Source organism: Dokdonella sp., from assembly GCF_044227025.1.
Taxonomy (GTDB): Bacteria; Pseudomonadota; Gammaproteobacteria; order Xanthomonadales; family Rhodanobacteraceae; genus Dokdonella_A.
The window spans coordinates 45,069-58,484 of the sequence record NZ_JBGAFX010000004.1; the positions used below are offsets into that span (position 1 = coordinate 45,069).

General features: G+C 68.0%; 8 protein-coding genes. 7 read left to right on the top strand and 1 reads right to left on the bottom strand.

Features of this window, described 5'->3' with window-relative positions:
* Positions 1–2,805 (top strand): pre-peptidase C-terminal domain-containing protein, encoded by a 2,805-nt coding sequence (locus ACILRJ_RS10585; protein WP_395683152.1) that lies wholly within the window; start codon positions 1–3, stop codon positions 2,803–2,805.
* Between the two features lie 561 nt (positions 2,806–3,366).
* On the opposite strand, the gene ACILRJ_RS10590 is transcribed toward ACILRJ_RS10585, so the two are convergent.
* Positions 3,367–5,325: a hypothetical protein gene (locus tag ACILRJ_RS10590; RefSeq protein ID WP_395683153.1), complete on the bottom strand. Its 1,959-nt coding sequence runs from the start codon at positions 5,323–5,325 to the stop codon at positions 3,367–3,369.
* Positions 5,326–5,691: 366 nt separating this feature from the next.
* Between ACILRJ_RS10590 and ACILRJ_RS10595 the strand changes: the two genes are divergently transcribed.
* From ACILRJ_RS10595 to ACILRJ_RS10620, 6 genes are all read left to right on the top strand, one after another.
* Positions 5,692–8,754, top strand: coding sequence for a diguanylate cyclase domain-containing protein (locus ACILRJ_RS10595; RefSeq protein ID WP_395683154.1), 3,063 nt, complete (start codon positions 5,692–5,694; stop codon positions 8,752–8,754).
* 273 nt (positions 8,755–9,027) lie between these two features.
* Positions 9,028–10,101 carry a right-handed parallel beta-helix repeat-containing protein gene (locus ACILRJ_RS10600; protein WP_395683155.1) on the top strand — a complete coding sequence of 358 codons (1,074 nt, stop codon included), beginning with the start codon at positions 9,028–9,030 and terminating at the stop codon, positions 10,099–10,101.
* Between the two features lie 415 nt (positions 10,102–10,516).
* Entirely contained in the window at positions 10,517–12,028 is a 1,512-nt protein-coding gene (locus tag ACILRJ_RS10605; protein WP_395683156.1) for a serine hydrolase domain-containing protein, read from the top strand.
* 61 nt (positions 12,029–12,089) lie between these two features.
* Entirely contained in the window at positions 12,090–12,464 is a 375-nt protein-coding gene (locus ACILRJ_RS10610) for a DUF6249 domain-containing protein (protein ID WP_395683157.1), read from the top strand.
* Positions 12,457–13,032, top strand: a complete 576-nt coding sequence (locus ACILRJ_RS10615) for an RNA polymerase sigma factor (protein ID WP_395683158.1) — start codon at positions 12,457–12,459, stop codon at positions 13,030–13,032. The genes ACILRJ_RS10610 and ACILRJ_RS10615 overlap by 8 nt, the downstream gene beginning before the upstream one ends.
* Entirely contained in the window at positions 13,029–13,352 is a 324-nt protein-coding gene (locus ACILRJ_RS10620; RefSeq protein ID WP_395683159.1) for a hypothetical protein, read from the top strand. The genes ACILRJ_RS10615 and ACILRJ_RS10620 overlap by 4 nt, the downstream gene beginning before the upstream one ends.
* Positions 13,353–13,416: the final 64 nt, after the last annotated feature.

Genomic DNA, 13,416 nt, shown 5'->3' on the forward strand with positions numbered 1-13,416 from the left:
GTGAATTTCGAACTCGGTCTGCGGCGCAGCCTGCTCGCCGCGGCGGCGCTCGCTGGTTTGTCGCTGCTCGGCAGCGCGACAGCGTCGAACTACAACCGCCTGCCACCGCAATTCCAGCCTGCCAGCGTGCTCAACGCGCACGGCCAGACGATCGTCTACGGCACGTCCTACCAGAGCGACACGTCGCTGCCGCTGTATTACCTGCCCGAGTGGAAAGGGTCCGTCAGCGATCGCTCGTCGGACGAACGTGAAGCCGCCGAGAACTGGCGCATCCCGGGTCGCCATGTCGACGGCAAGGACCCGATCGTGCAGGCGCTCGGCGCGCCTGGCCTGAACGCGGCGATGCCCGCTCCGATCCTCAGCTTCGACGGCATGGGCGTCGGCTCCTGTGGCTGCGCGCCGCCCGACACCAACGGCGAAATCGGCCGCACGCAGTACGTGCAGATGACGAATGCGGGCTACCAGGTGTTCGACAAGACCACTGGCGCCTCGCTACTCGGTCCGCGCGCGACCTCCTCGATCTGGGCCGGCTTCGGCGGCGTCTGCGAGACGTCCGGCCACGGCGACCCGATCGTGCTGTACGACCAGATCGCCGATCGATGGGTCATCACCCAGTTCGCCGGCGGCAGCACGATCACCGACGAATGCATCGCGGTGTCGACCAGTGCCGACGCGACCGGCAGCTACAAGCGCTACGGCTACCACCTCGGTTCGGAGTTCTACGACTATCCGCATCTCGGCGTGTGGCCGGACGGCTACTACATGGCGATGAACGTGTTCAACGCAGCGGGCACGGCGTACCTGCGTCCGCAGCCGTTCGCATTCGATCGCGCCGCGATGATCGCGGGCGCGACCAGCGCCGCCTATGTAACGACGACCTCGCTAGGCTCGAGCAACGCGCCGCTGATGCCGGCCGATCTCGACGGCTCGACCCTGCCGCCGACCGGCGCGCCGGAAGTGTTCGTCGAGTACCCCGACACCAACGCATACAACACCTACCGCTTCCACGCCGACTACGTGACGCCGGCGAACACGACGTTCACGCTCGCCGGCAGTCCGGCCGCGGCGGCGTACACGCAGCCTTGCGGCGCCACGGCCGCTTGCGTGCCGACCAAGGGCGGCGCGGCTAACTACCTCAACGGCCTCGACGACCGCCTGATGTTCCGCCTCGCCTACCGCAACTTCGGCGACCATGAATCGCTGGTCGGCAACTACACCGTCAAGGCGAACAACGTCGCCGGCATCCGCTGGTTCGAACTGCGCAATGCCACCTCGGGAACGCCGACCAAGTTCCAGGAAAGCACGTACCAACCCGATACCACCTGGCGCTGGATGGGCAGCGCGGCGATGGACGGCCAGGGCAACCTCGCGCTCGCCTACTCCGCATCGAGCAGCACGATCAATCCGCAGCTGCGCTACGCGGGCCGACTCGCCGGCGACGCGCTCAACACGATCACCCAGACCGAGACGCACCTGTTCGACGGCGGCGGCAGCCAGACCGGCTCGGGCAATCGCTGGGGCGACTACAGTGATCTCACGGTCGATCCGGTCGACGACTGCACGTTCTGGTACACCCAGGAGTACTACTCCGCGAACGGCAGCTTCAGCTGGAAGACGCGCATCGGCAGCTTCAAGTTCGCCGGTTGCGGCGGCGGTGGCGGCAACGTGGCGCCGGTCGCGAACTTCGGCGTGACGACCAACGGCCTCACCGCGAACTTCACCGACAGCTCGACCGACAGCGACGGCACGATCGCATCGCGCGCGTGGACGTTCGGCGACGGCGGCACCTCGACCGCAACCAATCCGAGCCACACCTACGCGGCGGGCGGCACCTACAGCGTCTCGCTGACGGTCACCGACAACGGCGGCGCCACCAACACCAAGACCACGTCGGTCACGGTCACTTCGCCGACCAACGTCCCGCCGGTCGCGAACTTCAGCTTCACGACGAGCGGCCTCACCGCGAACTTCACCGACAGTTCAACCGACAGCGACGGCACCATCGCATCGCGCTCGTGGAATTTCGGCGACGCGGGCACCTCGACCGCGACCAGCCCGAGCCACACGTACGCGACGGGCGGCACCTACAGCGTTTCGCTGACGGTCACCGACAACGGCGGCGCGACCAACACCAAGACATCGTCGGTGACGGTGTCCGGTGGTGGCACGGTGCTGTCGAACGGCGTTCCGGTCACCGGCCTGTCGGCGACCAGCGGCAACAACACGGCGGTCTACACGCTGGCCGTGCCGGCCGGTGCGAGCAACCTCACATTCGTCACGTCCGGCAGCAACGGTGACGCCGACCTCTACGTGAAGTTCGGCAGCGCGCCGACCACATCGAGCTACGACTGCCGTCCGTACACCGGCTCGTCGAGCGAGACCTGCACGTTCGCAGCCCCGCAGGTCGGCACGTACTACGTGATGGTGCGCGCGTACGCGAGCTTCACTGGCCTCAGCCTCACCGGCAGTTACACCACCGGCGGCGGCGGCACGGTGCTCACCAGCGGTGTTCCGGTCAGCGGCATCTCGGCGGGACTCAATGCGTATTCGACGACGTACACGATCGTCGTTCCCGCGGGCAAGACGAACCTGACCGTGAAGACCTCCGGCGGAACCGGTGACGGCGACCTGTACGTGCGGCTCGGCTCCGCACCGACCACGTCGACCTACACCTGCCGCTCGTGGGCCAGCGGCAACACGGAAACGTGCTCGCTGTCGTCCCCGGCCGCAGGCACGTACTACATCCGCATCTATGGCTACACCGCGGCATCGGGCATCACGCTGACGGCGACATACACGCCGTAGCCCGCGCATCCGCAGGGGCGGCCGGCACGGCCGGCTGCCCCTGCAACGGACGACAACAAGGAAGGCGGAACCATACCGCCTGGCATGCGTGACTCCCACAACCGCAGCAATGCGGTTTTTTTTTTGCCGGCCATGGATGGCCGACACGCCGAAAATGCAGGAGCATTTTTCGGCGGGTGCCTGGATGGCTCCGCAGTTCCCATCGAAGCACGCAGGAGCATTTTCCGGCGGGTGCCTGGATGGCTCCGCCGTTCCCATCGAAGCATGCACGAGCATTTTTCGGCGGGTGCCTGGATGGCTCCGCAGTTCCCATCGAAGCATGCACGAGCATTTTCCGGCGGGTGCCTGGATGGCTCCGCAGTTCCCATCGAAGCATGCACGAGCATTTTCCGGCGGGAGCCCGGATGGCTCACCGATTCCAAACGAAGCACCTCGCATGCTCCTGGCATGCGAAGACACTCCCCTCGTCTTCCTGCCACGCCACGGATGACCGCATGACGTCCTCGCGCGATCAGGCCCGATGCTCCCCGGAAGGAGCACCGGGCGCCTCGGCAACTGTGCCTACTTCGCGCGACCGGGGTCGTCGTACTTGCCACCACGCGGCGGCTTCACGCGCCCGATCGCGATCGGCTTGCGCAGGTTGACGAACACCTTGGCCGCGTCGTCCTTGCCGATGACGGCGACATCGAGCGTGCAGGCTTCGAGCAGGTTGCGATCCTTCACGCCCTGCTCCATGCAGACCGCGCGCGCGTGGCGGGCGAGCTGCGGGTCGAGGTCCTTGCTGTAGAACGGACGGTCCGGGATGCCACGTTCACCCGGCTCGCCACAGGCCGACAACACCGACTCGCGCGGCGACACGCGCCAGCTGTCGCCGAAGCGATGGTAAAGGTCATTGAACGCGAACGGGCTGTTGAACATCGCACCGTCGCGCGCCTCGATCTGGTTGACCTTGCCCTTGCCGTTCGCGAGCAGGCCATGCACCTCGGTCGGCCAGCGGCCGAGCCCGACGGTCGCGTCGATATGCGAGTCGCTGACGACCGCGCGCAACGAATTGCCCTTCTGGTCGATGATCACGTAGACGTTGCCGACGCGCTGGATGTCGACGCCGCTCGGCAGCGACAGCACCTGGTTGTCACCGATCTCCCGCGCGTCGCCATCGACGGCGATGCGCGCCGGCGCGGTGCATACCGCGACGCGCGTGTCGCCCATGCGCGTCGCGACCGCCTTGTTGACGGTCGCATTCGGCCACGTCGGCGCACCGGACACCTGGCGTGCCTGCACGACGAAGTCCTTGCCGGTTTCGGCGAGCACGAAGTCGCCGGAGGCCTGGAAGTCGTACAGCAGTCCGCCGAAGGTATTGAGGTGCGTGTCGCCGACGCCGTCCGCGGTCACGCAGGCCGCGGGTGTTCCCGGGATGTTGCTCTGCGTGAATTCGATCGCGGGCGCTGCCTGCGTCGGGATCGGATTCATGCCGACCAGCGTGAGGTTGTTGGTCTCGCCGGTGAAACTCTCCGCCTGGCACGCGGGCGCGTTGCGCGTGCCGTTGTGCACCGTCGTCTTGACGACCATGCTCGAGTTCGCGCCAAAGCCGGCCTGCCCGCCGCCGGAGGAATTGCCGCCGTCGCCGAACACGTTGAACTCGGCGTCGGTCCAGCCGGCCGCGGCTGCGACCGCATTGATGCCGACGCGCGTGACCGCGTTGGCACCGGCGGTCACGGTGACCTGGTCGCTGCTGCTCGTCACTGCGGCGCCCATCGACAACGTGCCGAAGTCGCTGACCGCAACGCCCGCGGGCAGCGACGCGGTCGTGGTGCTGCGGAAGCAGTAGATGTCGGTGTCGCCGCTGAAACTGAACTGCTGCCAGCCGCCGGCGGGACAGGTCGTGTTGAAGCGGATCAGCCAGTACTGGATGAACGCGCGGTGCGAGACGTTGTTGTTCTCGTACACGAACTGCTCCCAGCCCTTGCAGTCCGGATTCGGGCTGCCGGCGCAGGCCGAACTCGCGAACTGGTTGGTGTTGATCTGCAGCGTGTAGGTATTGGCGATGTTCCCTCCACTGTTGCCGATCGGGCCGCTCTCGGTGAGCCCGCCACTGATGCTCGGGAACGTGCCTTCGACCGCGCTGATCGTTCCGGTTGGATTCGCCGCGAAATCGTTGCTGCCGCCACCGCCGACCACGAAATGCTTGGCGATGCCGCGCGCGGGCGGCATCGGGTACGTCGGCGCTTCACCGCAGGCGATCGGACGCCACTCCACGCGCGGGAACGAGGATTCGTAGCAACCTTCGGCAGGACGCTCGAGCTGCAGCAACGACTTGCGCCAGGCGACCTGCGTCTTCGCGATCTGCGGTCGCTTGACCACGCCGCGGGTCGCGCTCGCGGCCTGCGGCTGCGTGGGCGGTGGCGTGGGTGGCGCGGCGATCGCGTTCGATGCGAAGAACGCGACCAGGCCGCAGGCTCCGACCAGGACAAGCGGGAACGAAGACGTCGCGCGCGTGCGCGATGAACCGAGGGGACTCATGACCTTCTCCTTGCGATGTCAGCTTCCAATGGCCCTGCACGGGCGGATTCGCCTCGCGGCGTTCACTGCAGGCAAGGAATCGCCGTCCGCCTGCGCGACGGTACGCACGCACATCCAGTGGCGCGTGCGTACCCGAAGACTTCGCGCAAACGCGCAGGCGATTACACGGGCATCGCACGCATCCCGCAGCAACAGGACGTCGCGGCGTCCGCCGCTCCCGCAAGGGCCCGGCATCCTCCGCACCGCCGAGCAGGCGCCGAGAGGCAACGAGCGCGCGGGCCCTCCTGTGGGAGTGGCGGAAGCCGCGATGCCCTCCTCTCGCCCGGGCACGCAAGTCCGGCACAATTCGTGCAGGACGCGCCGGTCATGCTGAAGATCTCCACCACCGTCGTGTCGTTGCTGTGCCTGATCGGCTCGTCGTTCGCGGCGGAACCTGCGCCACCTGCGGCGCCGCAAGCGCTCGACCTGTTCGATCTCGGTGCCCCGTCCTTCACGAATTTCTCGCCGCGAGACGGCGTGCCCGAGACGGTCACGGTTGCCACCGCAACCGATCGCGAGGGTTTCGTCTGGCTCGCTTCGCCCGCGGGCGTGTTCCGCTACGACGGTCGCCGCTGGGAGCCGAGCGGCGACGCCTCGATGGCGCATCCGGCCGACAGCCTTGCGCTCGATGCGCAAGGCACGCTGTGGGCCGCGTTCCGCGACGATGGCCTGGCGCACTACGACGGCACGCGCTGGCACGTCGAGGACCGGCGCAGCGGCCTGCCCTCGCAGCAGATCCGCCGCTTTGCGCAGATGCGCGAAGCCGATGGCTCCGCCACGTTGTGGGCAGTCACCTGGGACCAGGGCGTGATGCTGCGCCGTGACGGTCGCTGGATGCTCGATCCTGACAACGCGCAGCTGCCGCAGGGCGCGATCCTGTCGATGGCGCAGACTTTCAGCATCGGCCGATATGAACGCCAATGGGTCGGCAGCGGCAACGACGGACTGTGGTTTCGCGAGCGCCGTCCAGGCGTGCAGTCCGCCTGGCAACGGTTTCGCGCGCCCGGCTTCGACCCGGCGCAGGTCGAATACCTGCTCGCGACCGGACAAGGCGGGCACGAGGCCCTGTGGATTTCGGTGTTCGGTGCAGGTGTGTGGCGGCTCAGCGACGAGGGCCTGCGCCACTGGAGCAAGGAAGGCGGCGAACTGCCGACCAACGACGTCTACGACATCGCGCGGACACCGCTGCCGAACGGCGACCACGCGATCTGGGTGTCGTCACGCTCCGGCCTCGTGCGCATCAACGGCGACCACGCGCAGGCGTTCGACCGCCGCCACGGCCTGCCATCCGACGTCGTGCGCGGCCTCAGCGCATGGCGCAGCCCGAACGGCGACGAAGTGCTGTGGCTCGCGACCGAAGCGGGCGTCTCGCGCACGATCATCGGCGCCAACGGCTGGCTCACCGCCTCGTTGATGGGCGCGCACGCGACCGGCGTGTTCTCCGTGCTGGTGGAACCGGATGGCCACGGCCAGGAACGCCTGTGGGTCGGTGCGAGCGACGACGGCATCGGCTTGTACGAGCAGGGTCGCTGGCGCACCTTCACCGCGGCGAACGGAGCACTGCCGGTGCCGACCGTGCGGCTGATCAAGGCCGCGGCGGACGAGCACGGCGAGCGTACGTTGTGGGTCGGCCAGCGCGAGGGATACCTGCTGCGCGTACGCGAAGGCCCGGTGTTCGAGACGATCGACACGCCGTGGAACAAGAGTCCCGGCGAAAGCGTGACCGCACTGCTGACGCGCACGGTCGAAGGCCGCTACGAGCAATGGGTCGGCACGCGCCAATCCGGTGCGTATCGCCTGCGCGACGGCCAGTGGAGCGCGATCCGCGCGGGCGGCGCGGTCGAACCGTCGCGCATCGGCACGCTGGTCGAGCAGATCGACGCGCAGGGTCACTCGTGGATATGGGCGACCACCAACCAGGGCCTCGCGCGCTTCGATCGCGAAACCTGGACGCTGTTCGGCCGCGATGCCGGATTGCCCGACCTCGAACTGATCGACGCGACGCTGATCGCCGATGCGCAAGGGCGGCCGATCCTGTGGATGGGCACGTCGAACAGCGGCATCGCGCGCGCCGACCTGTCCGATCCGCAACATCCGCGCGTGCTGCCGGCGGACCTGCCGCCGCCACCCGATCCGAACGCGTACAGCGCGCTGAGCGATTCGCAGGGGCGCATCTACGTCTGCACCAACAACGGCGTGCAACAACTGACGCCGATCGAGGGCGGCTACGCGTCGCGCGTGTTCACGCGCACGGACGGCATGATCCACGACGAATGCAACACGAACGGGCAGTTCATCGACGCGCACGACCGCTACTGGACCGGCACCCTCGGCGGCCTGATCGTGTACGACCCGCAGCGCGCCGCGCGCGACGAATCGCCGAAGGCGCTCAAGCTGATCGGCGCGTACATCGACGACCACCGCGTCGACGGCGGCACCGTCCACGTGGACCCGTCGACGCACGAAGTGCGCATCGAATTCGCGCTGCTGTCGTGGCAGCGCGAAGGCGAATCGCGCTTCCGCACCCAGCTGCTCGGCTACGAAGCCAGACCCGGCGAGTGGACCGCGCAGAACACGCGCACGTTCAACGCGCTCCCACCGGGGCACTACGTGCTGCGCATCGAAGCACGCGACTATGCCGGCAATCTCAGCACGCCGATCCAGTTGCCGATCGAGATGGCGGCGCGCTGGTGGCAGCAGACGTGGGCGCGCGCGGCCGGCGCGATCGCGCTGCTGCTGCTCGGCTACGCGATCGTGCGCTGGCGCACGCATGCGTTGCACATGCAGCGCCAGGCGCTCGAATCGCGCGTCGACCAGCGCACGCACGAACTCGCCGACGCCAATGCACGCCTGCTGGAACTGTCCTACGTCGACGCACTCACCGGCCTCGCCAATCGCCGCCGCCTGCTCGAGACGCTCGAACACGGGCCGCATGCGGACGGTGGCGCGCGCGCCGCGCTGATCTACGTCGACGTCGACTATTTCAAGGACTACAACGACCGCTACGGCCACCCCGCCGGCGACGAAGCCCTGCGTCGCGTGGCCAGCGTGATGCGCGCGTGCGCGCCGCCCGGCGCGCTGCTTGCGCGCTACGGCGGCGAGGAATTCGCCTGCCTGCTGCCCGACGCCGACCTCGCCGCCGGCGTCGCGCTCGCCGAGCGCTTCCGGCGCGCGATCGCCGCTTTCGACGTCCCGATCCCGGGCTCGGACCTCACCCAACGCGTCACGATCAGCGCCGGCGTCGCCAGCGCACGGCTGTGCAGTTCCGCCGACGCGCATCGCCTGCTGCGCAACGCCGACCAGGCGCTGTACCAGGCCAAGCACGACGGCAGGGACCGCGTGCGCGCCGCAAGCGATTCCCCAGCCGACCCGGCAACGTCGCCGTCGTAAGGGTGGGCCCCGGCCCACCGGCTCTTTGATCCGCGACGCGCGAAATGGTGGGCTTGAGCCCACCCTACAAACTGCAAAGCATCGCGGCTGAAGCCGCTCCTACAGGAAGCAAAGGCGGCGCTCCCCCTGCTTTGTAGGAGCGACTTCAGTCGCAATGCTCCCGCGCGCCTGTGGGAGCGACTTCGGTCCGCGCTGCAGGATTTGTTCGCCCGCTCCTTCCACGGTGTTCCTCATGGCAGGCACCGACCCTGTCCCGGTGTATCCGGACGACCGATGACCCGCTTCCGCCGCCTGCTCTGCCTGCTGCTGTCGTGCACCGCCGTGCCCGCATCGGCTACCGTCACGTACTGCGTCGCCACGCCGACGCAACTGCAGGCGGCGCTCGATGCAGCCGAGTCCAACGGTGAAGCGGACTTCATCAAGGTGCGGGCCGGCGTGTATGCGCTGAGCGACGCCCTCCATTATTCGAGCCAGGGCGCCGGCGCGGACCAGTTGCCGGTCATCATCAGCGGTGGCTACAACAGCACCTGCTCGATGCGCACCGGCATGACGCTGCTCGATGCGCAGAATGCGCAACGCGTGATGATGCTCGACCTCGGCGGAGCGGACCTCGTCGTGATCGACCACCTCACCCTCATGCGCGGCGCCGCGGGCGTGTTCGTCGGCGGCGGCGCCAACCTCACCATCGTGATGTACGACCAGGGCGGCGGCGCCGACGTGCGCGTCGAAGCCTCGCGCTTCCTGCTCGGGCACGGCGAAACGTCCGCGGGCGGACTCTCCGTGTCCGGCTGGGGCACCTTCACGCTGCGCAACAGCCTGTTCAACGGCAACGTGAGCGACGGCACCGTCGCATTCGCGCTCAACATCACGGGCGATGCCTACGTGGTCAACAACACGATCACGAACAATACCTACGTCGGCAGCAACACCGGGTTCATCGTGTATTCCAACGCCGGCACCGCCGCTTCGCACGTCGAGTTCAGCAACAACATCATCTGGGGCAACGATGGCGCCGGTTTCGACCTCTACATGCTGCAAGGCGAACGCCATCGCCTGTACCACAACGACATCGGCACGCACACCTCGCTCCCGGGCGCCAACGCCTCCGGCAACCTGTCGGTCGATCCACTGTTCGGCAACTGCGGCGCGCTCTGCGTCGACGTGCCGCTTGCCGCCGACTCGCCACTGGCCAACATGGGCGACAACGGCGCGGACCCGGGCGTCGGCAGCACCGACCTGCTCGACGCGCCGCGCGTCGGCGGCGGCGTGGTCGACATCGGCGCGTACGAACTCGATCGGCTGTTCGACGACGATTTTGAACCGCCGGGATCCTTACTCGATGGCTGACGACGACATCGACGCCAGCAGGTAGCGCACCAAGGTCATCGGCGCGTGCCGGCATCGCCGCACGCGTCTTGACGCGTGCTCGCCCTGCCGCATCACGCCGCCGCGATCGCTTCCACCTCGAGCTTCCACGCCGACTCCAGCAACCGGCAGCACACCACCGTCGACGCGACGCGATGCGCGCCGAGCTGCTTCTCGCGCATGCGCGCGTTCGCCTCGTCGCCACCCGGATCGGCGAGATACGTGCGGCAGCGACACGGGCTCGCCCTGCACTGTCCACCGCACCCTATCAGGAGCGTGCCCACGCCGAAAACATCGGCACCCGCTGAATCCAGCCGGCCCCATCGGCGCATCCATGCCTGCGACGACCGCTGCGACCGCGGTCCCGCAAGGCTTCCGACCCCACTGGAGTGCACCGATGACCCGTCCCACCCCGATTGCGATGCCGCGTATCCGCGCAGGCCTCGTCCGCCCGATGCTCGCGATCGCAACCCTGCTGTTCTCTTCCGCTGCGCTCGCTGCGCCCGCGACCCTCTCCGACGCCACGCCCGTCGGCAAGCTCGGCGGCGAGCTCATCCGTCGCGTCAACACCGGCAATCCGGAGCAGGTGCGTACCTGGGCGTTGACGGTGTTGTCGTCCGCGATCCCGGCGAGCGACAAGGCGGATTTCCTCAAGGATCTCGTATCAGCCGCGCGCGACAGCGGTGGCGTCGACGTGATCGACGTGCGCAGCGACCCGCACATGCCCGGCATGCTCCAGGTCGCCATTCAGGCGCATCGCGGCGGCCGCCGCGCGGTGCTCGTGCTCGCGGCGGATCCCGCGCATGCCGATCAGCTCGCGCAGGCAGGCATGTTTCCGCTGGACGATCCGACGCTGTATGCCGCATGGCCGAAGGCGGCGGTATCGCATGAGGCGCTCAAGCAACTCGTCGACACGACGCTCGACCAGATGGTGCGCACGTCGGATTTCTCCGGCTGCGTAACGGTCGTGGATCGCAACGAGACCGTGGTCGACACCTGCCGCGGCCTTGCCGAACGCCGCTTCGGCGTCGCGGTCGACCACCAGACGCGCTTCCACGTCGGCTCCATCGGCAAGATGTTCACCGCGGTGGCGATCGCCCAGCTCGTCGAGGCCGGCAAGTTGTCGTGGAATGCGACGCTCGACGCGCTCGTGCCCGAATACCCCGACCACGCGGCGGCGAAGAACATCACCGTGTGGCAACTGCTGCACCACACGGCCGGCCTCGGCGATTTCTTCGTGCCGGAGTTCTTCGAGCACCAGGAGACGTTCGTCAATCCGGCCGACTACCTCGACCTCATCGCGCGCCAGCCCAAGGCCGGTGAGCCGGGCAAGGATTCGATCTACAGCAACGCGGGCTACGTCCTGCTCGGCCGCATCATCGAGAACGTCTCGCACGAAGGCTACTTCGACTACATCCAGCGCCACGTGTTCGCACCCGCCGGCATGACCGCGAGCGGCTACGACCGCATCGAGGACATCACGCCGAAGCTCGCGGTCGGCTACTTCCATGACGGCGTATTCGCCACCGAATGGAAGGCCGACTGGCTGAAGACCGGCTTCAAGGGCAGCCCCGCCGGCGGCGGATACGCCAACAACACCGACCTCCTGCATTTCGCCGGCGCATTGCGCGACGGCAAGCTGGTCAAGCCTGCAACGCTCGCGAAGATGTTCGACGATGCGGTGCCGGCCGGCCCCGGCAACTACGCCGCGGGCTTCGGCGATCGCCTTTCGCACGAGCGCCACATCCGCGGCCACGCGGGCGGCATCCAGGGCACCGATGCGAACCTGCAGATGGTCTGGGAAACCGGCGCAACGGTCGCGGTGACCAGCAACGAAGGCCCCGGCCGGTCATGGATGCTCGCCGAGCACATCGCCGACCTGCTCGCCGCGGACGGCGCGAAACCCTGATCCCTCGCACGGCTTACGATTCATCCCCAGCAGCACCCACACGCACACCCGGAGCACGTTCATGGAAACCGCACTTCTCGTCATCCCGCTCGTCGTGATGTCGGCCCCGATCCTCGTCGCGCTGATCCTCATGCACTACCGCACCCGCCGCACGCAGGCGCGCTATCAGATGCTGCTGCAACTGGCCGACAAGGGTGTCGCATTGCCGCCGCAGTTGCTGGTCGAACCGGAGCTCGCCTACAGCGAACGGCGCCGCGGCCTCGTGCTCGTCAGCGCCGGCCTCGGGCTCATGGTGACGCTGCTCGTGCTGCCGGGCCACGTCGACGACGGCCAGTCGATCGGCAGCCTGTGGGGCCTCGGCCTGCTGCCGCTGATGATCGGCCTCGGCTACCTCGCGAGCTGGTGGTTGAACCAGCGCGAGCAGCCACGTGCATGACGGAGCCGCCGAGGCGCGCGTCGACCAGGCACTGGTCGCGCGCGCCCTGCTGACCGGCGACCACCAGCCGTTCGAACAGCTGGTGCGTCGCCACCAGGGGCTCGTGCGCGCGCAGCTGCGTCGCCTGCTGCACGGCGACGCGGCGACGGCCGACGACCTCGCCCAGGAAACCTTCGTGCTCGCATGGCGCAAGCTCGACCAGTTCCGCGGCGAGGCGCGTTTTTCGACCTGGCTCTACCGCATCGCCTACGCCTGCTTCCTGCAGGCGCGCCGCAAGCGGTCGTGGTCGCTCGACGAGGACGGCGACGAGGCGGCGGACCAGCTGCCCGCACCGTTGCCCGCGGTCGACCTGCAGATGGATGTCGAACAGGCGATGCGTCGCCTGTCCGCGGCCGAACAGACGGTACTCCTGCATTGCGTGCAACTCGGCCTCAGCCACGACGAGACCGCGTATGTGCTGGCGATGCCGCTTGGTACCGTGAAGACACATGCGTTGCGCGGCAAGGCGAAACTGAAGACATGGCTGGCGCCGTGGCACACCGGCGCCGACGAGGAGGCAATCCGATGAACACGCAACACGACGATCCGATCGAAGCACTGCTGCGCAAGGGATTCGATGGCCCCGTGCCCGACGACGGCTTCAGCGCGCGCGTGATGGCGCGACTGCCGCCACGCCCGCGTCGCATCGGCTGGCCGCTGTGGCTCGGCATCGCGGCGGGAGCACTCACGTGCTGGTCGAGCCTCGTATCGTCACCCGTGCTGTCGACGGGTTGGCGCGCATGGATCGCGGGCCAATTGACGTCATCGGCGATCATCATGCTGCTCGCGATGGTCGGCATGTCGCTGCTCGCGTTGTGCTGGAGCCTCGCCGAAGCGGAAGACCGGTAGGAGCCCACCCTGTGGGCGACCCGCGTGCCCGCGGCGTCTCTCCAATCCCAGTCGCGCACAGGGT